Below are 26,284 nucleotides of genomic sequence, written 5' to 3' on the forward strand. Positions count from 1 at the left end.
GCGCCCCGCCCCGGGCCACGGCGAGCGCCACGGCGGCGGGACGGCCGCCGCCACGGGGCGGCAGCGCGACGGCCCCGCCGGGCTCCGCTCGTTCTCCCGCGCGCTTTACCGTCCGTCCGGCCAAGAGGTCCGCTCCTCGCTGCGACAACCGGGGCACGTCCACGCGAGGGGAGGCTGCGACCGGCCCCCACGGCCTATGCTCGCGCCCATGGAGCAACGGGAAGTCGTGAAGCGTGTGATCGGCATCCTCACAGAGGCGCGCGAAATGCAGCGTCTGCTGGAGGCGGACCTCGAACGGGAAGACCTGGACACGGGAGCGGGCGCCGTCACCGCCCTGCTCAACGAGACGATGCCCCACATCGCCATCCCCGACGACTTCACCGTCGAGGAGGTGGTCGCCGTCGTCGGACGCGAGGTCGGCGGCGCGGTCGAGCAGCTGGTGAGCGCCTTCACCCTCGCGTTCACGATGCTGGCCCAGGTCCATGACTCCGGGCAGACCGACGTGTCGTCGGCCGACGTCCTCCAGGACCTCGCCCTCCAGGTCGAGGGCGGCGGCACGGACGAGGGCGAGAGCCCGCTGCTGTAGGCCCCTGCGCTCCGCCGCGCGGATAGGCATAGTGGAGGGGAAAGCGCGTGTCCCCCCGCGGCATGGAGGCAGCAGTGGGAAAGAGCACCGACATAGCCCGCGCCAAGGCGCGGAGGCTCAAAGGCATGATCAAGGAATCGGACGGCATCGCCCTCGAGAACGAGCGGCTGAAGGCCGAGGGCAGGAGGGAACAGGCCGAGGCCCGCCGCGCGGAGGCCCGGGCCCGCGCGGCGCGGGCGGCCGCCGGCCGCTGAGCGGGGAGGAACCGAGGGCGCCCGGGCCGCACGCACGGCCCGGGCGCCCTCGTACGCCCCGCCCCTCGGCCGCCACGGGGTTCACTTCCGGGCCCGCGCGGCCTCCCGGACCGCCTCGGCGCTCTCCTTGTCGAGGGCCGCCCTGACCAGCGCCGCGGCGAACACCGCCGGATCCCTGCCCCGGGCCACCTCGGCCAGCCGGGCGGCGGAGGCGGGCAGTCCGACCCGTTCGGCTCCCTGGAGGCCCTTCGCGCCGACGTGGAACCCGGCCTCCGGCCACAGCCCCTGCACTTCGCGTACGAAGACGTCGGCTCCCGCCGGGCCGACTCCCGGAACCCGCTGGAGGCCCGCCCGCAACGCTTCCCCGTCGCCGTCCGCCTCCGCGCGCAGCCGGCGCAGATCGCCCTTCCAGAGGTCGAGGACCAGCTCCGCGCCCTGCCCCAGCTGGGTGGAGGTCCGCTCGTCGTAGCGGCGGTAGCCGCCTTCGCCCAACGCGTCCACGCGCTGCTGCCAGGTCGCGTCGGCCATCCGGCGCGGCGTACGCATCCCGTGCCCGGACAGCGCCCGCGCGGCCGCCACGGCGACCGGGGCGCGGATGCGGGCGCTCAGCAGGTGGCTCAGCACCAGGAGCTGGTACAGGGGCTGCGGGGTGTCGCGCATCCGGATGCCCGCCTCCGCCGCATACGTCCGCCCGTACCGCTCCAGCAGCGCGTCGGCGGTCCGGCGCGCCGATGCGGAGACCCCGGCGCTCATCCGAAGCCGAAGACGCGGGCGAGGAAGAACCCGGCGACCATGAGCGCTCCGAGCAGGATCAGCCCGGTCCAGACGCCCGGGTGCTCCCAGAGCCCTCCGTCCGCGCGTTCCTCGTGGGCCTCACCGATGGATCCTTCGGCGGGCGGTGTCTCACCTGGGGGATTCAGCAGAACAGCCATGCCTCCAGGGTCTCTCCGACCGCGTCCCCGCGCACCCCCGCGTGTTCCGCCCCGGGGACAGGGCCGTACGGCGGAGCCCGGGCGGGGGGAGTGCTGAGGGAGAGGATTCGGGGCACCGTCAAGGAATGCCCCGAGTCTCCGCTCCCGTCGTCAAACTCGTACAGCGCACCACCGAACCCGTCGGCGTGCAGACGCTGCGCTCGACGGCGGCCGCCGTCATCGCCTACTCCGTCGCCGTCTGGTTCCTGCCCGAACCCGCCCCGCTGACCGCTCCCCTCACCGCGCTCCTGGTCGTCCAGGTGACCCTCTACGCGACCCTCACCACCGGTATCCGCCGGGTGAACTCGGTGGTCGTCGGCGTCCTCATCGCCATCGGCTTCAGCTCCCTGGTGGGGCTGAGCTGGTGGAGCCTGGGCCTGACCATCTTCACCGCGCTGATGATCGGACGGCTGGTACGGGTCAACGAGTTCGTGCCGGAGGTGGCGATCAGCGCGATGCTCGTCCTCGGCGTCTCCCAGGTCGCGGACACCGCCTGGGACCGGGTGTGGGAGACGCTGATCGGAGCCGGCGTCGGGCTCCTGTTCAACCTGCTCCTCGCCCCGCCCGTCTGGGTCGGCTCGGCCGGCGCCTCCATCGAATCGCTGGCCGCCCGGATGGGCGCGATGCTGCGCGGCATGGGCGAGGAGGTCGTGGGGCACAGCCCCGTCTCCCGGGCCGCCGCCCGGCTCCACGAGGCCCGCAGACTCGACCACGACATCGTGGAGGTCGACGCCTCCCTGCGGCAGGCGGAGGAAAGTCTCACCTTCAACCCCAGGGTGAGACATGGACTGCTGCACCGGGTCGTCCTGCGGACGGGGCTGGACACGCTGGAGATCTGCGCCGTCGTCCTGCGCGTCCTCTCCCGCTCCCTCACCGACCTGGCGAAGGCCCGTACCGAGGAGGCGCTGTTCCCGTCCGACGTGACGGAACTGCTCCAAGAACTCTTCGGCCACCTCGCGGAGGCGATCGAGAGCTTCGCCGTCCTGGTGACGACCCAGCTCGCCGCCGACGCCGACGCGGCGGAGGAACGGCTCTCCGAGGCGCTCGCCCGCAGCCGCGCCACCCGCGACCTGGTGGCCGATCTGCTGCTGGAGGACGTCCAGGAGCACCCGCGCCAGTGGCAGCTGCACGGCTCCCTGCTCGCCGAGATCGACCGGATCCTGGACGAACTCGACATCGAGGAGCGCACCAAGCGGCTCGGCGAGGAGCTGGACCGCCGCTCGGCGGAGGCGCACGCCCGCCACCCCCGGTTGCGCGCGCTGATGAGCCGGCTGGGCCGGTAGCCTGCCCGAGCAGGCGTACGACCGGGGTCGGCGCCCGGGCCCGGGGCCGGCGCCCGAGCCCGGGGCCGGCGCCCGAGCCCGGGGCCGGCGCCCGGGCCCGGCGGCGCGGGGCTGTCCGTGCCCGGCCGCCCGCCGCCGAGAGCGGTCCGCGCCCGGCCGCGCGACATGCGGAGGCGGCCGGTCGCTGGTTCGCTGGGGACAGAGGTCCCCTGCGTCCAAGGAGTGGTGATGAGCGGTTCGGACGAGCCGGCCGACCTGGCCCGGCAGATGCGTGAGAAGGCCCGGCAGCTGGCGGAGGCGGCGGAGCGCGCGAGCGACCCGCACGAACGCGAGCGGCTGGAGAAGAAGTCCCGGACGATCCGGGACCGGAGCGAACAGCAGAGCGCGATGGCGGCCGGGGACGTCTACCCCGAAAAGTAGGCAGGGCCCGGAAGCGGGGCCGCGAACCGGTGAGCGGTCCCGCGGGCGGGGCCCGCGGACCGGGTGCGCTCCGTACCCGGTAGGGCCCCCCGCCCCCTTCGCGGACGCCCCGCGCCCCGGCCGCCTCCGTGCGGCGGCCCGCCGCTTCAGGACCCGGCCGCCTCCGCGGCCACCCAGCGGCGGGCGGTCGTGTCGTAGTCGAGCACGGGCCGCCCCCGCACCCCTCCCGTACGGAACGGCCGCCCGCCGTCGTCGACGCGCACGGTGCCGGACCGGCCGCCGCTGCTCCAGCCCAGCTCCGCGAACCAGTCGCAGTCGCAGCCGACCGTACGGCCGGTGATCAGGAAGACCTCGGGCTCGGTGACCGACACGCGGTACGGGAAGGCCACGGCCGCGACGGGCTCGCCGGAATCGTTGCCGGCGACCGGGCGGGCGGCGGGGCGGGGCGCGTCGAGGTCCACGTCGAACATCCTCGGGGTGAGGGATCCGCCGCAGCCGGAGCTCATGCGGTAGACCCGGCCCCCGGCCACCGGGCGGCGCTCGACGACCCGGATGCGCAGGGATTCCAGCACCACGGCCCGCTCGTCCCGGCCCTGCACGGTGATCCGGACCCCCGTCTCGCCCGCGTGCACCGCGCCGAGCGCAGCCGCCCAGGGGGCGGCGTCGGCCTCCGCCGGGGGCGGCGGCACGGCGCCGGGGGCCCGGTCGAGGCGGTAGGCGTGGTCACAGCCGTTCTTCCAGACATGGTCCTCGCCGGTCCAGGTGAACGGCGCCCGCCCGGCCGCAGGGCCCGGCGGCGGGCCCGCCGGGCCCCCCACAGGGGCGGACCCGGCCTGGTCGCGCGTCTCGGTACCGGACAGCGCGGGCGAAGCCGTGCCGCCGCCGGACGGCGTCCCGCTCGGCGGCGGGCTCGGCGCGGCTCGCGGGGTCGCGGGGGCGGAGGGGCCCGAAGGTGTGAGCGCCGGGGCGCCCACCGCCGGCGGACCCGGACGGCCGGCAGGGGAGCGGCCCCCGGCCGGTCCGGAGGGCGCCGTTCCGCCCAGAGCCGCGACCAGGGCGAGGACGAGGGAGGCGGCGGCGAGACCGCCGAGCACCTGCCCGTACCCACGCGCTCGGCGGGGCCGGGAATCGGGCACCGGGGAACGTCCGCCGCCCTCCGGTACGGCCGTCTCCGCCTCCCCGGAGGAGGGGCCGGGGCGGGCCGTCCCCCCGCCGGACGGCCCGAGAGCGGTGGCCACCGAGGGCCCGGCCCCGACCCCGTCCGTCCCGGGACGGCCCCCGCCCCGCACCGGGCCGTCCGCGTCCTCGTGGGCCTCCTGAGCCGAGAGGGCCGCCCCGGCCTCAGGACCGCCCCCGGCAGACGGCGGCCCGCCGACGGGCCCGCCCACCGCTTCCTCCGCCCCCTGCCGGTCCGCCCGCTCCCCGTCCGCGAGGAGCCACAGGCGGTGCAGTGCCTGCCGGTCGGCGGCCGACGCGCCGCACAGCCGGGCCAGCCGCTCCACCGGGGCGAACTCCGCGGGGACCGTCCGCCCCGTGCAGTACCGGTGCAGCGTCGAGCCGCTGACTCCGATCCGGCGGGCCAGCGACGCGTACGTCCGGCCCGACCCCTCCCGCAGCGCGTTCAGCCGCGCCGCCAGTACCGCCCGTGCCGTCCCCCCGGCGTCACCCACCACCCGCTCGACCTCCCCCGCGCCGTTCCGAGGCGTTCCAGCCCTTTGGGAACACCCACGTCACCGGGGGTGGGACGGTTCCAGCCCGGCGGGAAGCCGTGTCGCGCTTGTCCGGATCCGGGGCGGCGGCCCAGGCTGGTCCCCGTTCCCGTACCGCCTGACGCAACGCCGCCGTACGGCCCCGAGCGGGCTCCGTACGCCTGGTGCCGGGCCGTACGGCCGACCCGATGAACCACTGTCCGACCGCGCCGCTCGACGCACCGTCCGAAACGGGGAAACCTCACCATGCGCCTCTTCCGTACCGCCCTCCTGACCGCCGCGACGGCCGGCCTCGCCGTCACCGTCCTGGCCCCGACATCCGCTGCGGCGGCGCCGACCCCGGCTCCCGTCCTGCCGAAGTTCCTGACCGCGGGCGAACTGCCCCCCTCCCTCACCCCCTGGACGGCCGGTCCGGTACGCCGGGGCGCGCCGCAGGAAGGGTCGGTGTGCACCGCCGAGACCGTTCCGGCGTCCGGCACCCGGTACCGCGACTTCCGCACCGAACTGGACACCCAGGCCCGCCAGACCATCACGGTCGCCACCACGACCGCGCGGGCCGCAAAGCTCGCCGCCGATCTGCGCACCTCCCTGGAGACCTGCCTCGACCGGCTGAAGGAGCAGGACCCCGGCCTGGAGGGGGAGGCGTTCTACCACGGCGGGATCGACATCGAGGAGGGCGCGCACCTCTACAGCATCGACACCTCCTACCCGGAGGTCGGCTCCACCGACATCGGGCTGTACTCCGTGGGCCGCGACGGCCGGGCGGTCACCGTCGTCGAGTGGGGGCAGATGGGCGAGCTGGACGGCGCCCCGCTGGAGGGGTTCAGGAAGACCACGCGCACCGCCGTCGCCCGGCTGTACTGACCCCGCCGAGACCTCGTGAGCGCGACCGGCCGCCGGGGGGCGGCCGGTCGCCGGAGGTGCGTGGCGCCACCGGCCGGAGCATCCTGACTGTGTGACCCGGCACGATACGACCCGGCGTCCCCCGCCCGCCGGACGCGGGACCGGGGCGGAGGACGTCGGCCGGGTGCCGGACGAGCTGTCCCTCGTCCTCGCGCAGTCCCTCGTCGGCGCGGTCGAGTCCAGCGGCGGTTTCGCGGGCGGGGTCTACCTGCGCAGCGGCACACCGGGGCTCCTGCGGCTCGCGGTGCTGGCCGGACTGCCGGGCCCGCTGTTCCGCCCCTGGTGGCGGATGCACGTGAACCGGCCCTTCCCGGTCTCCGAGGCGTACCGCACGGGACGGCCCGTGCTGCTGTCCGACGCCGAGGAGGCGATGCGCCGGTTCCCGCAGCTCATGGCCGGGCTGCCGTTCCCGTTCGGTTCGCTGTGGGCGCCGATCACCGGGCGCCGGGGGAGCGTGGGCGTCCTGGTGGTCCTGCGGGCCTCCACGCCGGGGCGGCCGGTCGCCCCGGCCGACGGCGAGCGGCTGCACCGGCTCGGCCGGCGGCTCGGCACCGTGCTCACCGGCCTGGAGCGGCGGGGCGTGGCGTGCGTGTGGGAGGGAGAGCCGGCCCCCGTGCAGCTGCCGGCGGCCACCGCGCCCCCGGTGCGGGTCGGCCGCTTCGACTGGGACCTGAGCTCGGGACGGGTCGCCGCCGACGACGCACTCTGCGCGATCCTCGGCTTCGAACCCGCCGCTTTCCCCGGCACCGTCGACGCGCTCGCCGAACGGCTGGTACCGGAGGACGTGTACGGGCTGTGGGCCTTGGCCCGGCAGACGGTGGAGTCGGCCGAACCGGTGGTGCGCCGGATGCGGCTGCGCGGCCCCGACGGCCGGTCCCACCTGCTGGAGCTCTCCGGCCGCTGGGCCCGCCCGGGCGGCGACGCGCCCGCCGGTCGCCTGACCGGCTTCCTGGTCGACCTCGGCTCGGGCCCCGTCGTGCCGGAGGCCGCCGACCGGCTGCCCCGGGGCATCCTCTCCCTGGACCGGCTGGGCCGGATCACGTACGTCAACGCCCTGGCCGGGGAACTCCTCGGCCACTCCCGTACGGAGCTGGTGGGTCACCTGGTGTGGCAGGCCCTGCCGTGGTTCGGGCACGAGGCGTACGAGGACCACTACCGGGCCGCCCTGATCGCCGACGAGCCCGTGCACTTCCTCGCCCGCCGCCCGCCCTCGCGCTGGCTGTCGGTCTCGCTGTACCCGGCCCACGACGGGGTGAGCGTCGTGCTCCAGGACACCGACCGCCCCGCCTACACCCCCGGCTCCCTCACCGCGCCGGGGCTGGGCATCGGGTCGACCGCAGACCGTTCCTCCGCCCTGTACCGCCCGGTGGCACTCGCCATCGCGCTGACCGAGGCGGTCACGGCCCGCCAGGTCTCGGCGGTGGTCACCGAGGAGCTGCTCCCGGCGTTCGGCGGCCGCCAGCTCGCCATCTACCTGCTGAACGAGCGCCATCTGCACCTGGCCTGGGAGACCGGTTTCCCCCAGGGGTTCCTCGACCGCTTCGACGGCGTCGGCCTCGACGTCCGCATCCCCGGTGTGGAGACCCTGACCACGGGCCGCCCGATCTTCTTCGAGTCCATGCAGCGCCTGGCCGAGGCGTATCCGGGCATCCCGATCGACGCGGACGTCGGGGCACGGGCGTTCCTGCCGCTGATCGCCTCGGGGCGGCCCGTCGGCTCCTGCATCCTCGGCTTCGACCGGCCGCGCGGCTTCAGCCCGGAGGAGCGTACGGTCCTCACCGCCCTGGCCGGGCTCATCGCCCAGGCCCTGCAGCGCGCCCAGCGCTACGACAGCGAGGCGGCGCTCGCCCGCGGACTCCAGGACGCCCTGCTGCCGCACCGGCTGCCGGAGGTGGACGGGGTCGACACTCTGGGGCGCTACCTCTCCGGCACCCAGGGCATGGACGTGGGCGGCGACTGGTACGACGTCATCGAGACCGGCCGCGAACTCGCCCTGGTCATCGGCGACGTCCAGGGCCACGGGGTCGCCGCAGCCGCGACCATGGGGCAACTCCGCAGCGCTGTACGGGCGTTCGCGCTCAACAACTACGACCCCCAAGAGGTGGTCAGCGGCACCAACCGGCTGCTCATCGACCTCGACCCGGGGCAGTTCGCGAGCTGCTGCTACATCGCCCTCGACCCGGCGACCGGGGTGGCCCGGGCCGTACGGGCGGGGCACCCGCAGCCGGTGCTGCGGCGCCCCGACGGCCGGACGGAGGTGCTGGACCTGCCCGGCGGCATCGTCCTCGGGATCGACGGGGATGCGTCCTACCCGGTCACGGAGGTGCGGCTGGAGCCCGGGGCGATGCTGGCCCTGTTCACGGACGGGCTGATCGAGCGCCCGGGAACGGACATCGGCGAGGGGATCGAGCGGCTGCGCGCCACCGTCGAACGCATCGGCGCGGTGCCGCTGGCGGACCGGGCGGACCAGGTCATCGCCGAGGCCCGGGCCGCCGTCGAGCGCCCGGACGACATCGCGCTGCTGCTCGCCGCCCGCTGCGCGCGGCGGCCCCCCACGGCAGGGGCGACCTGGCCCGGCCTGCGGCGAACGTTCAGGAGGCCGGACCCGGGGAGCACGGGGGCCGCCCCGGACCCGGCCCGTTAGCCAGGTGGTCCCGGGGCCGTGATCCGCTGAACGCGGCCTTACCGGAGTTCGCTGAAGCGTTCGGTTGCCCGGGTGCGGCCGGCGACGATGATGGTGTCGTCCGCTTCCACGACGGTTTCGGGCGTGGCGTAGGTGAAGCCCTCGCCGGGGCGCTTGATGGCGACGACGGTGATGCCGTAGCGGGTGCGGACCGCGCTGTTGGACAGGGGGAGGCCGACGATGTCGGCGGGAGGGTTGGTTTTGACCATGGCGAAGTCGTCGTCGAACTCGATGTAGTCGAGCATGCGTCCCCGCACGAGGTGCGCGACGCGTTGGCCCATGTCGTGTTCGGGATAGACGACGTGGTGGACGCCGAGTTGGGTGAGGATGCGGCCGTGGGCTTCGCTGATGGCCTTGGCCCAGACGCTCTTGATGCCGAAGGAGATCAGCAGCGAGGCGGTGAGGATGCTGGCTTCGAGGTCGGTGCCGATGGCGACGACAGCGCGGTCGAACTCGTGGACGCCCAGCTGGCGCAGGGCGTCCTCCTTGGTGGAGTCGGCCCGCACGACATGCGTGAGGGAGCCGGAGAGGGACTGGACCACTTCGGGCTGCTCGTCGATGCCGAGGACCTCGGTGTCCTCGTCGACGAGTTCCAGGGCCAGCGCACGGCCGAAGCGGCCCAGGCCGATGACGACGACGGAGCTCTCCGGGCGCGTGCGCCGTCTCTTGGGGGCGGTCTTCCTAGCCAATGACGGGTCGCTCCTCGGGAAGGTCGTACAGGCGGACGCGGCTGCGCAGGGCCAGCGCGGACGCGACGGTGATGGGCCCGAGCCGTCCGATGAACATCAGCGCGATCAGCAGCAGTTTCAGGCCGACCGGGAGGTCGGCGGTAATGCCGGTGGACAGGCCGACGGTGGCGAAGGCCGACGTGACCTCGAACAGCGACCGGTCCAGACCGTGGTCGGAGAAGACCATGAAGGCCACGGTGGTGGTGGCGACGGCGGCCACGGACAGCAGCACCACGGTCAGGGCCTGGCGCTGGAGATCACCGGGCAGGCGGCGGTGGAAGATGTCGACCGCGCCCTCGCCGCGGATCTCCGCGTAGATGACGAAGAACAGCACGGCGAAGGTGGTGACCTTGATGCCGCCGGCGGTGCCGGCGCTGGCACCGCCGATGAACATCAGCACATCTGCGCCCAGCCAGCTCGCGGGGTTCATCTGGGCGGTGTCGAGGCTGTTGAACCCGGCGGTGCGCGGCATGACGCCCTGGAAGAACCCGGCCAGCAGTTTCCCGGGAACATCGAGAGGGCCCAGGGTGGCGGGGTTGGACCATTCGATCGCGGTGATGAAGGCGCTGCCGCCGATCAGGAAGATGCCGGTGGCCCACAGCACGATCTTGGTGTGCAAGGACCAGCCGCGCGGTTTGCGGAACCGGCGGCGCAGCTCGAACAGCACTGGGAAGCCCAGGCCGCCGGCGATGACCGCCAGCGCGATGGGCAGGCAGATCCACGGGTCGGCGACGAAGCCCATCAGGCTGTCGGAGTACAGGGCGAACCCAGCGTTGTTGAACGCGGAGACGGCATGGAACAGGCCCAGCCACGCGGCACGCGGCCACGGCTCGTCGTAGGCGATCGCGAACCGCAGGGCCAGTGCCAGCGCGGTGACCGCTTCCAGCAGGATGCTGACCTTGACCACACCGGTCACGACCGAGCGGACGTCCCCCAGGCCCAGGGTCTTGGTCTCCGCGGCCGCCGTCATGCGCGCTCTGAGGCCGATGCGGTGGGAGACCAGCAGAACCAGCAAGGAGGCGAAGGTCATGATGCCGAAGCCGCCGACCTGGACGAGCCCGAGGATCACCGCGTGCCCGAAACCGGTCCAGTATCCGGGTGTGTCCACCACGACCAGACCGGTCACGCACACAGCGGAGGTCGATGTGAACAGCGCTTCCAGCACACCGGCGCCTCCCGGTCCGGCCTTGGCCACCGGCAGCATCAGCAGACCGGTCCCGGCCGCGATCGCCATGGCGAAGCCGGCCACGACCGCCTGCGCCGGATGGCGAAGGCGCGGCCACCGCGGCGTCACCACAGCAAGACTCCCGTCCTGCGGGCGGGCACCACGATTGTTCGCACTGGAAGACGATAGACAATCTTGACGCCGCTTTCGACACGAGGACGTGCCGCCCGTGCTCTGCCGTCTCTACGGTGGGGCCATGCGCCCCCGAAGAGTCACTCGTCGACACCCCCGCGCACCAGCCCGTACCAGGCTTCCGGGCGCCCGGGGGAAGGGCCCGGATTTCGACCAGGGCCTGCGGCGCGGTGAGTACAGCCTGTTTCTGGCCGCCGTGCTTCTGATCGCAGCCGGGGCCGCCGGTGACTTGTGGTGGTTGATCAGTATCGGGGTGTGGGCTCTGATCGCCGCCGGCCCCGAGCCTCTACCGGGCCACCCGTGCCCTGCGGAGACTCCTCGTGCTTCGGGCCGCCGCCCGCCCCATCCGGCAACCCGGCATGTCGGCCCCGGACCGACCTGGCCAAGCACTGCCAGGGGGGCGAACTGCCGCCTGCCGGGCTGGAACTCGTGCTCGGCAGGCGGCCCGTCCGATCGGGTGCTGGGTCGATCAGGCGTCGGCGGGACGCTCGGCCGGGGCGAAGGCGCCGGAGGCGTCCAGCATGCCCTCGCGCTCCACGACCTTGATCCGCTCACGGCCCTGGGCCGCACCGAGCGCCTGCTCGTGGGCGTCCAGCCGGTGCCAGCCCTCCCAGGTCGTGTAGCGCACGCCGCGGCTCTCCAGGAACGCCTCGACGGCCTCCGGGGCGGGCGTGGCGGGCTCGGCCAGACGGCCGGCGGCACGGTCCTCCAGGAGGCAGGCGACCGTCTCGTTGGCGTCGCCCTTGGTGTGGCCGATCAGACCGATCGGACCGCGCTTGATCCAGCCGGTGACGTAGACCGAGGTCATGTGCTCGCCCCCGGAGATGACGCGCCCCGCCTCGTGCGGGACGGTGCCGGAGGCCACGTCGAACGGGAGCTTGGGCAGCTCCTCCGAGTAGTAGCCGACGGCCCGGTAGACGCTCTGGACGTCCCAGTCGGTGAACCGGCCGGTGCCCCGGACGTTGCCGGTGCCGTCCAGCTCGGTGCGCTCGGTGCGCAGCGCCACGACCCGGCCGTCCTCGCCGAGGATCTCCACGGGGGACTCGAAGAAGTGCAGGAACAGCTTGTGCGGGCGGTCGCCGGCATCGCGGATCGCCCAGTTCTCCAGGGTCTGCGCGACCATGTTGGCCTGCTTGTTCTCCCGGCGGGTGGCGATGGAGCCCTCGTCGTAATCGATGTCCTCGGGGTTGACGATGACCTCGATGTTGGGGGAGTGGTCCAGCTCCCGCAGCTCCATCGGGCTGAACTTGGCCTGGGCAGGGCCGCGCCGCCCGAACACGTGCACCTCCACCGCCTTGTTCTGCTTGAGGCCCTGGTACACGTTGTCCGGGATCTCGGTGGGCAGCAGCTCGTCCGCCGTCTTGGCCAGAACGCGCGCCACGTCGAGCGCCACGTTGCCGACGCCGAGGACGGCGACCTTCTCCGCGGTGAGGGGCCAGGTGCGCGGCACCTCGGGGTGGCCGTCGTACCAGGAGACGAACTCGGCCGCGCCGTAGGAGCCGTCCAGCTCGATGCCGGGGATGTCGAGCGACCGGTCGGCCTCGGCGCCGGTGGAGAAGATCACCGCGTCGTAGAACGAGCGCAGGTCGTCCAGGTCGATGTCGTTCGGGTAGTCGACGTTGCCGAAGAGACGGATCTGCGGCTTGTCCAGCACCTGGTGCAGGGCCTTGACGATGCCCTTGATGCGCGGGTGGTCGGGGGCCACGCCGTAGCGGATCAGGCCGAAGGGCGCGGGCATCCGCTCGAAGAGGTCGATCGAGACCCCCGGGTCCTGGCAGACCTCGGATTTGAGCAGCGCGTCCGCAGCGTAGATACCGGCGGGGCCGGCTCCGACAATGGCGACGCGGACGGGGCGTGTCATGGGTGGTGATCCTTCGGGGCGGGCGAACGCGGGCAGGTACAGCGTACGGCGGAGGTAAGGGTTGGCTTACTAGTCTCCACCCCACACCGTAAGCGATCGGCTCGCCGACTGTTCGACCCCCCTCGCCTGGAGTGCCCGTTCAGCCCGTTTTGTCGTGACGGTATGGGCGTTTTGGTTTGTTTGTGCTTTCTGGTCTCTAAAGGGCTTATCGAGCCCTGTAGGGCATTTGATGGGTCGCATTCTCGCCATCCATGTGAAGGAGTGGTGAGCGTCACGTCCGTGAGGGCGGACGCAGAAGCGGAACCATCGGTTCCCTTCCGTGCGGGGAAAGTTGACGGCGTGACGGCGCGGCGTGATCTCTGAATTCCGCTATTCGATCATGCGGAGAAAAGGGAATGCGGAATGCGGGACTTGTTCGCCCCGAGGTTTCTCGCCTACGGTCACCGTCAATCCGGATGGAACGCCGAATCCTGCCGCCGTCCGGGAATCCGCAACCCACTCACGTACGGCAGGAGCGGGGGAACCAGGTAAGTCGCCGATCCGTGACCGGAACGGCTCGGGGTGAAGTCGCACGCCTGTGCGGCCAGACATCTCCCGTCTGAACCCGACAGCTCACCTCGTAGGCGCCGGAGAGGAAAACCCCCATGCCCGCACAGGGTAAGCACCGCCGTCCCCAGGTCGTCTCGCTGCGTCGCGGCCTCGCCGCCGTGACCGCCGGTGGAGCCGTTCTCGCCCTCCCGGTGATCGGCGCCACCAGTGCCTTCGCCGCTCCCGCGCCGTCCGCTCCGCAGGCGGCCGTAGCCCCCGCCGCTGTGTCCACCCAGGTGAATTCCGCCGCGCAGGCCGCGTCCTCCCAGCATTCCGTGAAGGCCGGCGAAACCCTTTCCAAGATCGCCCGCGAGCATTCCGTGAGCGGCGGCTGGGAGAAGCTGTACGAAGGCAACCGGAAGATCATCGGTGAGAATCCCGATCTCATTCAGCCGGGAATCAAGCTGACCCTCGGCGGCACGTCCGCCAAGGCTGCGGACGGCACGGCCCCGAAGGATTCCGCCGCCACCCGCGGCGGCTCCGCGGACCGCGCCGACCGCTCCGAGCGCGTCAATGCCGCGCCCGTGGCGAACGCCGCCCCGGCCGCCGCGAAGAAGGCGGCCGCGTACACGAACGACCTCGACGGCTGGATCCGGGAATCGCTCGCGATCATGGCCGAGCAGGGCATCCCCGGCACCTACGAGGGAATCCACCGCAACATCCTGCGCGAGTCCTCGGGCAACCCGGCCGCGATCAACAACTGGGACTCCAACGCGGTCAAGGGCACCCCGTCCAAGGGGCTGCTCCAGGTCATCGACCCGACGTTCCAGGCGTACCACGTCCCCGGCACCTCGACCGACAGCTACGACCCGGTCGCCAACATCACGGCCGCGTGCAACTACGCGGCCGACCGGTACGGCTCGATCGACAACGTCTTCGGCGCCTACTGATCCTTCCGCGCCACCGCCCCGAGGGGCCCCGGACCGATGGAAACCCCCTTCGGTCCGGGGCCCCTCGGGCGTACCGGGAAGACGCCCCCGATCAGCTCGTGACGTACCACGCGATCGGCAGGAGAACCTGTTCCGCTCCGCCGGGAGTGACGGGGGTCGCAGGGGCGACGACGCCCTGAAGGCGGCGGGAGCGAGAGCCCGGGCGTGAAGAGCAAGCCCGGGCCGGCTGCTTCCCGGAGCCGTGCCCTCCCCGGAACCGGTTCTCGGCGGGCGCCCTGTTCAGACCTGGGCCGCGCCCCGGGCCAGCAGCAGCACCACATCCACCGCCGCCACGGCCACCGCCCCGCCCAGCGCGGCCTTGCGCCACCGCCCGCCGAGCCCCGGCCCCGCGATCGCCGTCGCCCCGGCCAGGACGAGCGCCGCCCCGTCCCCGGCGTCCACCGTCCCCGGCGGCCCGAACACCAGCACGGACGTGGCGGCGAGGAGCGGCAGCGGCAGCAGCAGCCGGGTCCTCGCGGCGCCCAGCCGATGGGGGAGGCCCCTGATTCCTGCGGCCCCGTCCGCCGCGATGTCCGGCAGGGTGTCGGCCAGGTGCGCGGCGAACCCGAGCAGGGCCCCCGCCGCCACCGTCCACCACCGGGGCCAGGATTCCCCGGGGAGGGAGAGCGTCACGGTCGCGGGGAGCGCGCCGAACCCGATGACGTACGGCAGCCAGGACAGGACGGTTCCCTTGAGCCACAGGTTGTAGAGCCAGGCGACCGCGACCGCGGCGAGGTGCACCGTGCCCGCGAGGGCGCCGCACGCCAGCGACAGCGGTACGCACAGGACGAGTGCGCTCCCCGCCGCCGCCCAGACGGCGCCCGGCCCCACCGTGCCGTCGGAGGCGGGCTTCCCCCGGCGCCCGGCCCGCGCGTCACGGCGGGCGTCGTACGCGTCGTTGCACCAGCCCACCGAGAGCTGGCCGGTCAGCACCGCCGCCGTGACCAGCACGGAACGGGGGCCGCCGAGACCGGAGCCGAGGGCGAGGGCGCAGGCGAGTGCGGTCACCGCGAGCGCGGGCCCCGGGTGGCACGCCGCCGCCAGACCCGTGAGCCGGGTTGGCCGGCCCGCCCCGGCCGGGTCCGCGGTCCCCGCCCACGGAGCGCCCGGGGCGGCTTCGGGTGCGGCGGAGCCGGCCGGGCTCACCCTCTCCGTGGCGTCCATCGGGCGATGGTAGAGGCCCGTCGGCCCGTCAGCGCGGAGATCTGGCGGGTCTTTTGCACCGATTTACCACTCTTTGCGGGCAGGATGTGGGCATGACGCCACCGAAGCAGGAGGCAGGATGACCCGCATTGCCGCGGTCCACGGAGCCCTGCCGCCCCACCGTCACACCCAGCCGGAGGTCACCGACATGGTGGCCCGCACCTGCCTGCCGCCCGGAGCGGACCGCCGCGTCCTGGACCGGCTCCACGCGAACGCCCGGGTCCGCACCCGGCACACCGTGCTGCCCCTGGACGACTACCGCGACCTCGACGGATTCGGCCCCGCCAACGACGTGTTCATCCGGTCCGCCGTCGACCTCGGCGTCCAGGCCGTCCGCGGGGCGCTGCGGGCGGTGGGGCTGCGGCCCACCGATGTGGACCTGCTGATGTTCACCTCCGTCACCGGCGTCGCCGCCCCCTCGGTGGACTCCCGGCTGGTGGCCCGCCTCGGCATGCGGTCCGACGTCAAACGGCTGCCCGTCTTCGGCCTCGGCTGCGTCGCCGGGGCCGCCGGGACGGCCCGGCTGCACGACTACCTCCTCGGCCACCCCGACGAGGTGGCCGTACTGCTCTCGGTCGAACTGTGCTCCCTCACCTTCCAGCGGCACGACGCGTCGCCCGCCAACCTGGTGGCGACCGCCCTGTTCGGCGACGGCGCGGCGGCGGTGGTCGCCCTGGGCGGCCGCCGGGCCGCCGCCGGACCGGAGATCGTGGCCACCCGCAGCCGCATGTACCCGGACACCGAGCACGTCATGGGCTGGGACATCGGATCCACCGGGTTCCGCGTCGTCCTCGATCCGAGCGTGCCCGACGTCGTGCGCCGGTACCTCGCCGACGACGTGAGGGAGTTCCTCGACGAGCACGGCCTCAAACCGAAGGACGTGGCCCACTGGGTCTGCCACCCGGGCGGCCCCAAGGTGCTGGAGGCGGTGGCCGAGGTCCTCGACCTGCGCGAGGGAGCGCTCGACGTCACCTGGCGGTCGCTGGCCGACATCGGCAACCTCTCCTCCTCCTCGGTCCTCCACGTCCTGCGGGACACCATCGAGCAGCGCCGCCCGGAGCCGGGCACCCCCGGACTGCTGCTGGCCATGGGCCCGGGGTTCTGCTGCGAACTGGTGCTGCTGCGCTGGTAGTACGGCGCCCCGGGCGGAACGCGCGGCCCGAACCCGTGCCCCGCCCCCCGGCGAAGACCCCGCCCCCGAACGGAAGCCCGTATGACCTGGTACACCCTCCTGGTGCTGGCCGTCGCCGCCGAGCGCCTCGCCGAACTCGTCGTGGCCCGCCGCAACACCCGCTGGAGCCGGGCCCGGGGCGGCGTCGAATCGGGGCGCGGCCACTACCCGGCGATGGTCGCGCTGCACACCGCGCTCCTCGTCGGCTGTCTGGCGGAGGCCCGGTTCGCGGAACGCCCCTTCCCGCCCGTGCTCGGCTGGGCGATGGCGGCCGTCGTCCTGGCCGCCCAGGGGCTGCGCTGGTGGTGCGTCCGGGCCCTCGGCCCCCGCTGGAACACGCGGGTCATCGTGGTCCCCGGCCTGCCCAAGGCCGCCGGCGGCCCCTACCGGTGGCTGAACCACCCCAACTACGTCGCCGTCGCCGCCGAGGGGATCGCCCTGCCGCTGGTCCACGGTGCGTGGACGACCGCCCTCGTGTTCACCGCCCTGAACGCCGCGCTCATGGCCGTGCGGATCCGGTGCGAGGACGGGGCGCTCGCCCGCCTTCCGGCCGGGGAGGCACGGGCGTGATCGACGTCCTGGTCGCGGGCGGGGGACCCGCCGGACTGGCCGCCGCGATCCGGGCCGCGTCGGCGGGGATGGAGGCCGTGGTGGTCGAACCCCGCGCCGCCCCCGTCGACAAGGCGTGCGGCGAGGGCATCATGCCCGGTGGCGTCGCCGCCCTGCGCGGCCTCGGCGTACGGGTCGAGGGCCGGGAACTGCGCGGCATCCGCTACACCGACGGGCACCGCAGCGCGGAGGCGGCCTTCCGGGGCGGCCCCGGGGCGGGCGTGCGCCGCACCGACCTCCACGACGCCCTGCGCGAGCGGGCCGCCGCCCTCGGCGTACGCGTCGTCCCCGCCAAGGTGCACGGCGTCCGGCAGGACGAGCGCTCCGTCACCGCCGCCGGGCTCACCGCACGCTGGCTCATCGCGGCCGACGGCCTCCACTCCCCGCTGCGCCGCACCCTGGGCCTCGACCGGCCCGCCCCCGGCCCCGGACGCTACGGCCTGCGCCGCCACTACCCGGTCGCCCCGTGGACCGACCACGTCGAGGTGCACTGGTCCCGGTACGGCGAGGCGTACGTGACCCCGGTCGGCGACCGCCTGGTGGGCGTGGCCATGCTGAGCCGCGACCGTCGCCCCTACGACCAGCACCTGGCGGCCTTCCCCGCCCTCGCGGCCCGGCTCGCGGGCACGACCGGTGCCACCACCGTCCGGGGGGCCGGCCCGCTGCGCCAGCGGGCGCTCGACCGGCGGGCCGGCCGTGTCCTGCTGGTCGGTGACGCCGCGGGCTACGTGGACGCCCTGACCGGGGAGGGCATCGCCCTCGCCGCGGCCACCGCGACGGCCGCGGTCGACTGCCTGACCGCCGGGCGGCCCGAGGACTACCCCCGCCGCTGGGCACGGGTCACACGGCGCCACCGGTGGCTCACCGCCGCCCTGCTCGGCGCGGCCGGGCGCCCGTCCTCGGCGCGGCTGATCGTCGCCGCGGCCCACCGGGCGCCCGCCGTGTTCCGTACCGCCGTGCACGCGCTCCAGTGAGACGGGAGGGGGCGCGGACGGCCGGCCGCCCGAATGGCGGGAGCCCCGGTTCCGGCTTACCGTCGTTCGGGTGAGCGCCCGCGCGTACGCGGCGCACTGCCCTCGGCACGGAAGACGAACTCCACCATGACGGGCTCCCGCGCGACACCCCCGGCCACGGCGCACGACCGGCACCGCGGCGGACTGGCACTGCTGGTCATCGCCTCGTGCCAGCTGATGGTGGTGCTCGACGTCACCATCGTCAACATCGCGCTGCCGCACATGCAGAAGGACCTCGGGTTCTCCACCGAGAACCTGTCCTGGGTCGTCAACGCCTACACACTGACCTTCGGCGGACTGCTGCTGCTCGGCGGCCGGCTCGGCGACATCCTCGGCCGCCGCCGGGTCTTCGTCTTCGGCGTGCTCCTCTTCGTCTTCGCCTCCCTGCTCGGCGGAGTCTCCCAGGAGGGCTGGCAGTTGCTGGCGGCCCGCTCCCTCCAGGGCGTGGGCGGCGCGATCGCCTCGCCCACCGCCCTGTCGCTGATCACCACGACCTTCCGCGAGGGCCCCGAACGCAACCGGGCCTTCGGGGTGTTCGCAGCCGTCTCGGCGGGCGGCAGCGCGATCGGGCTGCTCGCCGGCGGGGTGCTGGTGGAGTGGCTGGACTGGCGGTGGGTCCTGTTCGTCAACATCCCCATCGGTCTGCTGATCGCCGTCGCGGCCCCCCGCTACATCCCCGAGTCCGAACGCCGCCCGGGCCACTTCGACATCAGCGGCGCGCTCACCTCGACGGCCGGCATGGTGCTGCTCGTCTACGGCTTCATCCGCGCCTCCGAGGAGGGCTGGACCGAGGCGCTGACCCTCGGTTCGTTCGCCGCCGCCGTGGTCCTCCTCGCCGGGTTCATCCTGGTCGAGCACGGTTCGAAACAGCCCATCACGCCGCTGTGGATGTTCCGCGACCGCAACCGCGCCGGGTCGTACGCGATGATGCTCAGCCTCGCCGCGGCGATGTTCGGGATGTTCTTCTTCCTGACGCTCTTCGTGCAGAACGTCCTCGACTTCAGCCCGCTGCGGGCCGGACTCGCCTTCCTCCCGGTGAGCGCCGTCATCGCCGTCAGCGCGGGCCTGGCCTCCCGGCTCCTGCCCACGTGGGGGCCGAAACCCTTCATGGTGGCGGGCGCGCTCCTGGCCGCCGCCGGGCTCGGCTGGCTGACGCTGACCGACGTCCACAGCTCCTACCTCGGCTCGATCCTCGGACCGATGCTCGTCTTCGGCTTCGGCATGGGCATGCAGTTCGTGTCGCTGACCCTGATGGCGGTCTCGGGCGTCGCCCCGAAGGAGGCGGGCGCCGCCTCCGGCGTCCTCAACGCCACCCAGCAGGTCGGCGGATCCCTGGGGCTCTCGATCCTGGTCACGACGTTCGGCACGGCCAGCCGCAACGAGGCGGACGTCCAGGTGCCGAGATTCCTCCGCGAGGGCACCCCCGCCCAGCGCCTGGAGTTCCGCAGGACCGGCGAACTGCCCGCACCCTGGGGCGACCAGGTCCTCACCTCGGGCGTCTCCAGCGCCTTCGTGGTCGCCGCCTGCTTCGCCGTGCTCGCCGCCCTCGTCGCCCTGTTCATCATCCAGGTGCGCCCCGACGACCTGGCCCGCCTCCGGGGCGGCGCGGCGCCGCTCGCCGGGGAGGGGACGGGGGAGGACGCCGAGACCGGACCGGGGGCCGCCCCGGGCCCCGACCGACCCGCGAAAGGGCGCTGAGCCGTGGACTGGACCCTCGAAGTGATCGTGCTCCCCGTGACCGACCTCGACCGGGCCCGGGACTTCTACCGGGACAAGCTCGGCTTCCACCTCGACATCGACGACGAGGTCATGCCGGGCGCCCGCGTCGTCCAGCTGACCCCGCCCGGATCCGGCTGCTCCATCGCGCTCACCGACGGCCTGCCCCACCCGACCGGGACGCCGCAGCCGGGTACGTACCACGGCCTCCAGCTCTGCGTCACCGACATCGACGCCGCCCACGCCGAACTCGTCGCCCGGGGCGTCGAGGTGAGCGAGCCCCAGCGGTACTCCTCCGAAGACGGGGCGGCCTTCCTGTACTTCACCGACCCGGACGGCAACGGCTGGGCGGTGCAGGAGTACCGGCGGCGGAAGACCGAGCCCCTGCACCGGGTGCTCGCCGGCCTGGCGGCGCGGAACGCGGACGGCTCGGGGGACACGGTGGGGTGAACCGGATGCGGAGGTGGATCGCGTCGCGCCGGTTCCACCAGAATGCTCCCCGTAGCGAGTACAGCGATTCATCAGCGCAAGGGAGCGGCATCCACATGGGCGCCAACGCAGACATGGTGGCCTTCGTCCGGGCGCGGCTCGCCGACGAGGAACAGGTCGCCCTGGCCGCCGGCGGAGACCGATGGCGTTGCCCGGCCGATGTGCCGGGCGAGGTCCACGACCGCACCGGCGGCGTGGCGTTCACGGTGCGGGACCGGGGCTTCGACCAGCACATCGCGCTCCAGAACCCCGCACGGACCCTGGAACGCATCGAGACCAACCGGGTCATGCTCGGCGAGTACGTCGAGGTGGCCGACCTGGACACCGACCGTCCGGCCGAGGACTTCCGCTCCGGCCGCGCCGTGGGCCTGGGCTTCGCCGTACGCCAGCTGGCCGCCGAATACGCGGGCCACCCCGACTACCAGGCCCGCTGGCTGCCCCGATTCATCCAGTAGGCGTGCGCGACGGCTTGGGGCCCGGACACCGTGAACGGACCGCCACCGAAGGGGTACGGGCCGGTTTCGGGGAGAGTGATCCACAGCAAAATGGCGTTGCTCTCTGGTGAGGAGTGATCTCGCCGTGTAGCGTCGCCGACAGATGTCGTGGTTCGCAGTACCTGCCCGCGCCTGGCGCGGGCGTTTTGCTGTGCAGTGCCTGAGAACCAGGGCGATCACCTCCGGGTCCGCACGGTGCGGATCCGTTTACTGCTGAGAGGTACAGGCATGGCCAGCGGAACCGTCAAGTGGTTCAACTCGGAAAAGGGCTTCGGCTTCATCGCGCAGGACGGCGGGGGTCCGGACGTCTTCGCGCACTACTCCAACATCAACGCCTCCGGCTTCCGTGAGCTCCAGGAAGGCCAGGCGGTGACCTTCGACATCACCCAGGGCCAGAAGGGCCCGCAGGCGGAGAACATCACCGCCGCCTGATCCGGACAGCCCGGCCGCGGGGCCCCGGAACGGTCAACCGTTCCGGGGCCCCGGGGCGTCGCACGGCGGGAAGAGCCGGTCAGTGGGGCCGGCGCCCCCCGCCGGACGGGCCTTCGCCCGCGCCCCCGGTGCTCTCCCCGGGCCCCTCCGGACCCTTCCGCCGTCCGCCGCCGTCGTCCGCCACCGCCGACAGGGGAGTGGCGATGTCCTCCAGCGAGCGCTGTTCGGCGGGCACCGCGAAGAAGACCGCCACCACCCCCGCCGCCACCATCAGCGCGGCTCCCACGCAGAAGGCGATGACGGCGTCGGAGACCACACCGCTCTCGGTCAGGCTCGCGAACAGCAGGGGGCCCGAGATGCCGCCGGCCGCGGTGCCGATGGCGTAGAAGAACGCGATCGACATGGCGCGCGTCTCCATCGGGAAGATCTCGCTGACCGTCAGGTAGGCGGAACTCGCCCCGGCGGAGGCGAAGAAGAGCACCACGCACCAGCACAGCGTCATCGTCGTGGCGGTCAGCAGCCCCGCACCGAACAGCCACGCCGTTCCGAACAGCAGCACCCCGGACAGGATGTACGTCCCCGCGATCATCGGACGACGCCCCCAGGTGTCGAACAGACGCCCGAGCAGAAGGGGGCCGAGGAAATTGCCGAAGGCGATGACGGCGAAGTAGTACCCCGTCGTCCCGCTGGAGACGTCGAAGAACTTCACCATGATGGAGCCGAACCCGAAGGTGATGGCGTTGTAGAGGAACGCCTGCCCGATGAAGAGGGCGAAGCCGAGCGTGGCCCGCCGGGGGTGGTCCCGAAAGACGCTCCGGCCGATCTCGATGAACCCGATGCTCCTGCGCTGCCGGATGGTGATCTCCGTCGCGGCCTCCGGGAGCGCCCGCCCCTTCTCCTCCTCGACCGTGCGCTCCACCTCGTCCACGAGGCGCTCCGCCGCTTCCCCGCGCCCGTGGATGAACATCCACCGGGGACTCTCCGGAACATGACGGCGTACGAGCAGGATGACCAGGCCGAGCACCACGCCGAGCGCGAACGTCAGCCGCCAGCCGATGTCCTGCGGGAAGAGATCCGTGTTCAGGGCGAGGACCGACAGCAGAGCCCCGCCCATCGCCCCGAACCAGTAACTGCCGTTGATGATGAGATCGACCCGGCCCCGGTACTTGCTCGGGATCAGCTCGTCGATGGCGGAGTTGATGGCCGCGTACTCCCCGCCGATGCCGAAACCGGTGAGGAAGCGGAAGAGGAAGAACCACCAGGGTGAGAAGGAGACCGCGGTCATGGCGGTGGCGCCGAGGTAGACGGCCAGCGTCACCAGGAACAGCTTCTTGCGGCCGTAGAGGTCGGTGAGACGGCCGAAGAACAGCGCGCCGGAGCAGGCTCCCGCCACGTACAGCGCCGCCGCGACACCGGTGACCTGGGCGTCCGTGATGTCCAGGCCGCTGCCGTCCTCGGACAGCCGGCTGGCGATGTTGCCGACCACGGTCACTTCCAGACCGTCGAGGATCCACACGGTCCCGAGGCCGATCACGATCATCCAGTGCCAGCGGGACCAGGGAAGCCGGTCCAGCCGGGCGGGAACCCGGGTCGAGACCGTTCCCAGCACCGGTTCGTCTCTGCTCATGCGCATGCCTCCTCAGCTACGGCGTCCCGGCCTGGCCGTCCGGGCCGCGGCGCGGGTACCCGGAGATGAAACCGGACAAACGGCGGCCGGGCGGCAGGCCGCGCCGGAGGAGGCCCTACGTGTCTTCCCCCCGCGCGCGATCCGATTGGCGGGCCGCGGGCCGGGTACGCGGGGGTCCTCGAACCGAACGCTTCGGGAGGCCCCGGAGCGAGAACGGAGGGCAGACCCATGCTGAAGGCCATCGCGGACGTACTCCGCTCCATCGGGGGAGCCGTCGCCACTGTGGTCACCCTGCCCTTCCGGGCGGTGGCCAGGCTGTTCTCGGGCGCGTCGAGCACCGCACGCGGACACCACTGAACGCGACGCATCTGTGCCCCGGCCCGTCGACGGGCCGGGGCACAGATGCGTCGCGCGCGGGCGTGAGCCGGAACGGTCAGCCCGGCGTCTCCTCCGGAGCCGGGTGCTCCTCGGGGTGCGCGCCCGCGTTGCGCGGCGCGTCCCGGCCGGCCCCCGCCTCGTCCAGCTCCGGGTCGCTCTCGCGGGCCACCCGGTCCGGAATCGGTATGTCGAGAGCGTCCTCGCCCTCCTGGGCCTGCTGGTCCGGCATGTCCGCCGGTACGGGAGGAGGGCTGCCGGCGGCTCCGGTGTAGGCGGTGCCTTCCGGCCTGCGGTCGGTCATGAGGGCTTCCTTCCGTGCGGCCCCGGGGTGCGGGGGGACGAGTGATGCGCCCTGGTGGGTACCCGTTCCCGGGGGAACCAGTCACCCGATCGGTGCGGCATCGGCCGCCCCGCCGGAAGGGGGGAGAGGCGCGGCCGTCCTCGTACGGCCCCGAGGGTCCGCCGCACGGCTCGGGGCGGCGGCGCGCCGCCCGCTGTGTGTGGCTCGCCGCTGCGCGGGTACCCGGGGCCTTGCCCCCTTCGGGCACCTGGCGTCACCCGACGAATCCGGCGGAAGGAACCCCTCATGCTGATGGCCCACCCCACGGTCCTGCGCAACCTCGTCGAGCAGTACGAGGTACTGCGTCTCCTGCACGCGGACAGCGGCAGCGAGGAGGCGCGTCAGCGCATGGACGACGTGGCGTACACGCTCTGCGTGTCCACGGGCACGGGGGACGTCGACAGCGCCCTGGTCGCCGCCCGCCACCGGTTGCCCGGCGCCCGGCCCGAGGACGACTCCGTCCTCTCCGCCTGAGCGTCGTCGATCGTCGAAGGGGAGGCGCTGTGGTCCGCACGGTGGGCGTAGAGGAAGAACTGCTGCTGGTCGACGCGGCCAGCGGGGAGGCGAGGGCGCTGTCCTCGGCGGTGCTGGCGATCGCCGAGAAGGAAGCGGTCGGGGAGTCGGCCTTCGAGTCGGAGCTGCACCGCCAGCAACTGGAATTCTCCACACACCCCTGCTCGGACATGGGGGAGCTGGGCGCCTCGGTCCGCCGCTGGCGTGCCGAAGCGGTGCGGCACGCCGCCGAGGCCGGGGCGTCGGTCGCGGCCCTGGCCACCTCGCCGCTCCCGGTCAGCCCCGAGATCGGCACGGGCGAGCGGTACCGGTGGCTGGCCGAGCACTTCGGGCTGACCGCCCAGGAGCAGCTGACCTGCGGATGCCACGTCCATGTGTCGGTGGAGTCGGACGAGGAGGGCGTCGCCGTACTCGACCGGATCCGGTGCTGGCTGCCCGTCCTGCTCGCCCTGAGCGCCAATTCCCCGTTCTGGCAGGGGAAGGACAGCGGCTACAGCAGCTACCGCAGCCGGGTGTGGGGCCGCTGGCCCTCGGCGGGCCCGGTGGGGGTCCACGGATCGGCCGCGGCCTACCACGCCGAGGTGCGGTCGCTGGTCGCCACCGGGGTGCTCCGGGACGAGGGGATGGTCTACTTCGACGCGCGCCTCTCGCACCGGTACCCCACCGTGGAGGTGAGGGTCGCGGACGTCTGCCTGGACCCGGCCGACACGGTGTTGCTGGCCACGCTGGTACGCGGCCTGGTGGAGACCGCCGCACGCGAGTGGCGGTCCGGCCGCCCTGCCCCGGACACCAGCGTGGGCCTGCTGCGGGTGGCCTCCTGGCGGGCGGGTCGCTCGGGGCTGGACGACCGGCTGATCCATCCGGCCACCCTCCGGCCGGAGCCCGTGGGCGACGTCCTGCGGGCCCTGATGGACCACGTACGGGACGCGCTGAAGGACAGCGGCGACCTGGAGGCCGCGGAGAAGGCGCTGGCCGACGTGGACCGGCGCGGGAACGGCGCACGGATCCAGCGCGAGATCCTGGCGCGGACCGGGAGCCTGCGCGAGACGGTCGCGGAGTGCGTCCGGATCACCGCGGGCGAGCCCGCGACGGAGCGGCCGCACGAACCCACCGCATGAACCACCCCGGGTGAACGACTCCGGGTGAACGACCCCAGAGGAACGGAGCAGTCCATGTCCACCAACGCTCTCGACGACCGCCGCATCCTGGCCGTCGTCACCAACTACGGCGTCGAGCAGGACGAGCTCGTCGTCCCCGTCAAGCACCTGCGCGACCACGGGGCGCGGGTCAGCGTGGCGGCGGTCTCCACCGATGAGATCCGTACCCTCGTCGGCGACCGCGATCCCGGCGAGACCGTGCGACCCGACCTCGCCCTCGACGACGTGGACCCCGCCGCGTACGACCTCCTGCTGGTCCCGGGCGGCACGCTGAACGCCGACTCGCTGCGCCTGGAGGAGGCCACCACCCGGATCGTCAGCTCGTTCGCCGCCTCCGGCCGCCCGGTGGCGGCCATCTGCCACGGGCCGTGGGCGCTGATCGAAGGCGGCTACGTCAACGGCAAGACGCTGACCTCGTACGCCTCGCTGCGCACCGACATCACCAACGCGGGCGGCACCTGGGTCGACAAGCCGGTGGTCCGCGACGACGCCTCCGGGTGGCCGTTGATCACCTCCCGCACCCCGGACGACCTGGAGGACTTCCTCGGCGAGATCGACGCCGTGCTCGCGGAGGAGTGAGCGCCCCTTCCCGCCCGGCGCCGCACGGGGCGGAGGTCGCGGCGTACCGCCCGGTATGCCGCGACCTCCGCCCCTCGACGCGCGGCCCTCGCGGAGCGGCCCCTCCGGCCGGCTGGAGCGCCTTCTCCGCGAGCGCCGCCGACGGCGCCGTGCTGCCCGCTCCACCACCGCCGTCCGTACCCGGGTCCGGGCGGAGCGCCTCGTCGCCTTCTTCCCGAACCGGCGCCCCTAAGGTTAGGCTGACCTAAGACGGCTCGGTTTCCTTGTCCCGACGGGCAGGGCGTGCAGGCC

Annotated in this window: 27 protein-coding genes and 1 riboswitch; of the genes, 18 read left to right on the top strand and 9 right to left on the bottom strand. The window is 73.4% G+C overall.

The window, feature by feature from the left end:
- Positions 1–196: 196 nt before the first annotated feature.
- Together ACH4K1_RS18740 and ACH4K1_RS18745 are read left to right on the top strand one after the other, a co-directional pair.
- Positions 197–586 carry a hypothetical protein gene (locus ACH4K1_RS18740; RefSeq protein ID WP_398090396.1) on the top strand — a complete coding sequence of 130 codons (390 nt, stop codon included), beginning with the start codon at positions 197–199 and terminating at the stop codon, positions 584–586.
- Between the two features lie 74 nt (positions 587–660).
- Positions 661–840 carry a hypothetical protein gene (locus ACH4K1_RS18745; protein ID WP_398090397.1) on the top strand — a complete coding sequence of 60 codons (180 nt, stop codon included), beginning with the start codon at positions 661–663 and terminating at the stop codon, positions 838–840.
- Positions 841–921: 81 nt separating this feature from the next.
- Here ACH4K1_RS18745 and ACH4K1_RS18750 read toward each other — a convergent pair whose 3' ends face one another.
- Both ACH4K1_RS18750 and ACH4K1_RS18755 read right to left on the bottom strand, forming a co-directional pair.
- Positions 922–1,593, bottom strand: coding sequence for an endonuclease (locus ACH4K1_RS18750; RefSeq protein WP_398090398.1), 672 nt, complete (start codon positions 1,591–1,593; stop codon positions 922–924).
- A complete protein-coding gene (locus tag ACH4K1_RS18755; RefSeq protein WP_398090399.1) occupies positions 1,590–1,772 on the bottom strand; it encodes a DUF6480 family protein in 183 nt (60 codons plus the stop codon). Before ACH4K1_RS18755 ends, ACH4K1_RS18750 begins: the two co-directional genes overlap by 4 nt.
- Before the next feature lie 125 nt (positions 1,773–1,897).
- Here ACH4K1_RS18755 and ACH4K1_RS18760 point away from each other — a divergent pair, with 125 nt between their 5' ends.
- A complete protein-coding gene (locus tag ACH4K1_RS18760; RefSeq protein ID WP_398090400.1) occupies positions 1,898–3,094 on the top strand; it encodes an aromatic acid exporter family protein in 1,197 nt (398 codons plus the stop codon).
- Positions 3,095–3,322: 228 nt separating this feature from the next.
- Positions 3,323–3,514 (top strand): DUF6381 family protein, encoded by a 192-nt coding sequence (locus ACH4K1_RS18765; protein WP_228994628.1) that lies wholly within the window; start codon positions 3,323–3,325, stop codon positions 3,512–3,514.
- Between the two features lie 146 nt (positions 3,515–3,660).
- Here ACH4K1_RS18765 and ACH4K1_RS18770 read toward each other — a convergent pair whose 3' ends face one another.
- Complete coding sequence (locus tag ACH4K1_RS18770) at positions 3,661–5,187, bottom strand: helix-turn-helix domain-containing protein (protein WP_398090401.1); 1,527 nt, start codon at positions 5,185–5,187, stop codon at positions 3,661–3,663.
- A 282-nt stretch (positions 5,188–5,469) separates the two neighbouring features.
- Here ACH4K1_RS18770 and ACH4K1_RS18775 point away from each other — a divergent pair, with 282 nt between their 5' ends.
- Both ACH4K1_RS18775 and ACH4K1_RS18780 read left to right on the top strand, forming a co-directional pair.
- Positions 5,470–6,087: a hypothetical protein gene (locus ACH4K1_RS18775; protein WP_398090402.1), complete on the top strand. Its 618-nt coding sequence runs from the start codon at positions 5,470–5,472 to the stop codon at positions 6,085–6,087.
- Positions 6,088–6,250: 163 nt separating this feature from the next.
- A complete protein-coding gene (locus tag ACH4K1_RS18780; protein ID WP_398090499.1) occupies positions 6,251–8,770 on the top strand; it encodes a SpoIIE family protein phosphatase in 2,520 nt (839 codons plus the stop codon).
- A gap of 38 nt (positions 8,771–8,808) precedes the next feature.
- On the opposite strand, the gene ACH4K1_RS18785 is transcribed toward ACH4K1_RS18780, so the two are convergent.
- The 3 genes from ACH4K1_RS18785 to ACH4K1_RS18795 all read right to left on the bottom strand — a co-directional run bounded on the left by ACH4K1_RS18785 (position 8,809) and on the right by ACH4K1_RS18795 (position 12,755).
- The gene (locus ACH4K1_RS18785) at positions 8,809–9,498 is read right to left on the bottom strand and encodes a potassium channel family protein (protein ID WP_398090403.1); all 690 of its coding nucleotides are present in this window, start codon (positions 9,496–9,498) and stop codon (positions 8,809–8,811) included.
- The gene (locus ACH4K1_RS18790; protein ID WP_398090500.1) at positions 9,491–10,831 is read right to left on the bottom strand and encodes a TrkH family potassium uptake protein; all 1,341 of its coding nucleotides are present in this window, start codon (positions 10,829–10,831) and stop codon (positions 9,491–9,493) included. The genes ACH4K1_RS18785 and ACH4K1_RS18790 overlap by 8 nt, the downstream gene beginning before the upstream one ends.
- 532 nt (positions 10,832–11,363) lie before the next feature.
- Positions 11,364–12,755 carry an FAD-dependent oxidoreductase gene (locus tag ACH4K1_RS18795; RefSeq protein WP_398090404.1) on the bottom strand — a complete coding sequence of 464 codons (1,392 nt, stop codon included), beginning with the start codon at positions 12,753–12,755 and terminating at the stop codon, positions 11,364–11,366.
- 451 nt (positions 12,756–13,206) lie between these two features.
- Positions 13,207–13,394, top strand: a riboswitch (cyclic di-AMP (ydaO/yuaA leader).
- 5 nt (positions 13,395–13,399) lie between these two features.
- Between ACH4K1_RS18795 and ACH4K1_RS18800 the strand changes: the two genes are divergently transcribed.
- Positions 13,400–14,233 (top strand): transglycosylase SLT domain-containing protein, encoded by an 834-nt coding sequence (locus ACH4K1_RS18800; RefSeq protein WP_398090405.1) that lies wholly within the window; start codon positions 13,400–13,402, stop codon positions 14,231–14,233.
- Between the two features lie 279 nt (positions 14,234–14,512).
- On the opposite strand, the gene ACH4K1_RS18805 is transcribed toward ACH4K1_RS18800, so the two are convergent.
- Positions 14,513–15,436, bottom strand: a complete 924-nt coding sequence (locus ACH4K1_RS18805; RefSeq protein ID WP_398090406.1) for a UbiA family prenyltransferase — start codon at positions 15,434–15,436, stop codon at positions 14,513–14,515.
- Between the two features lie 118 nt (positions 15,437–15,554).
- Between ACH4K1_RS18805 and ACH4K1_RS18810 the strand changes: the two genes are divergently transcribed.
- The 7 genes from ACH4K1_RS18810 to ACH4K1_RS18840 all read left to right on the top strand — a co-directional run bounded on the left by ACH4K1_RS18810 (position 15,555) and on the right by ACH4K1_RS18840 (position 21,399).
- The gene (locus tag ACH4K1_RS18810; protein ID WP_398090407.1) at positions 15,555–16,607 is read left to right on the top strand and encodes a type III polyketide synthase; all 1,053 of its coding nucleotides are present in this window, start codon (positions 15,555–15,557) and stop codon (positions 16,605–16,607) included.
- Between the two features lie 81 nt (positions 16,608–16,688).
- Positions 16,689–17,216, top strand: coding sequence for an isoprenylcysteine carboxyl methyltransferase family protein (locus ACH4K1_RS18815; RefSeq protein ID WP_398090408.1), 528 nt, complete (start codon positions 16,689–16,691; stop codon positions 17,214–17,216).
- On the top strand, positions 17,213–18,229 hold the full coding sequence (locus ACH4K1_RS18820) for an NAD(P)/FAD-dependent oxidoreductase (RefSeq protein WP_398090409.1): 1,017 nt from the start codon (positions 17,213–17,215) through the stop codon (positions 18,227–18,229). Before ACH4K1_RS18815 ends, ACH4K1_RS18820 begins: the two co-directional genes overlap by 4 nt.
- 126 nt (positions 18,230–18,355) lie before the next feature.
- A complete protein-coding gene (locus ACH4K1_RS18825; RefSeq protein WP_398090410.1) occupies positions 18,356–19,966 on the top strand; it encodes an MFS transporter in 1,611 nt (536 codons plus the stop codon).
- A 3-nt stretch (positions 19,967–19,969) separates the two neighbouring features.
- Positions 19,970–20,434 (top strand): VOC family protein, encoded by a 465-nt coding sequence (locus tag ACH4K1_RS18830; RefSeq protein WP_398090411.1) that lies wholly within the window; start codon positions 19,970–19,972, stop codon positions 20,432–20,434.
- Positions 20,435–20,529: 95 nt separating this feature from the next.
- Positions 20,530–20,928, top strand: a complete 399-nt coding sequence (locus ACH4K1_RS18835; protein WP_398090412.1) for a DUF6221 family protein — start codon at positions 20,530–20,532, stop codon at positions 20,926–20,928.
- A 267-nt stretch (positions 20,929–21,195) separates the two neighbouring features.
- Positions 21,196–21,399: a cold-shock protein gene (locus tag ACH4K1_RS18840; RefSeq protein WP_030188562.1), complete on the top strand. Its 204-nt coding sequence runs from the start codon at positions 21,196–21,198 to the stop codon at positions 21,397–21,399.
- Between the two features lie 79 nt (positions 21,400–21,478).
- On the opposite strand, the gene ACH4K1_RS18845 is transcribed toward ACH4K1_RS18840, so the two are convergent.
- A complete protein-coding gene (locus ACH4K1_RS18845; protein WP_398090413.1) occupies positions 21,479–23,026 on the bottom strand; it encodes an MFS transporter in 1,548 nt (515 codons plus the stop codon).
- 228 nt (positions 23,027–23,254) lie between these two features.
- Between ACH4K1_RS18845 and ACH4K1_RS18850 the strand changes: the two genes are divergently transcribed.
- Positions 23,255–23,383 (top strand): LPFR motif small protein, encoded by a 129-nt coding sequence (locus ACH4K1_RS18850; protein ID WP_398090414.1) that lies wholly within the window; start codon positions 23,255–23,257, stop codon positions 23,381–23,383.
- A gap of 76 nt (positions 23,384–23,459) precedes the next feature.
- On the opposite strand, the gene ACH4K1_RS18855 is transcribed toward ACH4K1_RS18850, so the two are convergent.
- Positions 23,460–23,705, bottom strand: coding sequence for a hypothetical protein (locus ACH4K1_RS18855; RefSeq protein ID WP_398090415.1), 246 nt, complete (start codon positions 23,703–23,705; stop codon positions 23,460–23,462).
- A 285-nt stretch (positions 23,706–23,990) separates the two neighbouring features.
- Here ACH4K1_RS18855 and ACH4K1_RS18860 point away from each other — a divergent pair, with 285 nt between their 5' ends.
- The 3 genes from ACH4K1_RS18860 to ACH4K1_RS18870 are packed head-to-tail and all read left to right on the top strand — an operon-like array spanning position 23,991 to position 25,993.
- A complete protein-coding gene (locus ACH4K1_RS18860) occupies positions 23,991–24,218 on the top strand; it encodes a DUF5133 domain-containing protein (RefSeq protein WP_398090416.1) in 228 nt (75 codons plus the stop codon).
- 29 nt (positions 24,219–24,247) lie between these two features.
- On the top strand, positions 24,248–25,375 hold the full coding sequence (locus tag ACH4K1_RS18865) for a glutamate--cysteine ligase (RefSeq protein ID WP_398090417.1): 1,128 nt from the start codon (positions 24,248–24,250) through the stop codon (positions 25,373–25,375).
- Positions 25,376–25,429: 54 nt separating this feature from the next.
- Positions 25,430–25,993 carry a DJ-1/PfpI/YhbO family deglycase/protease gene (locus ACH4K1_RS18870; RefSeq protein ID WP_398090418.1) on the top strand — a complete coding sequence of 188 codons (564 nt, stop codon included), beginning with the start codon at positions 25,430–25,432 and terminating at the stop codon, positions 25,991–25,993.
- Positions 25,994–26,284: the final 291 nt, after the last annotated feature.

Origin of the sequence: Streptomyces sp. NPDC017448 (genome assembly GCF_044330565.1) — a bacterium.
Lineage (GTDB): Bacteria > Actinomycetota > Actinomycetes > Streptomycetales > Streptomycetaceae > Streptomyces.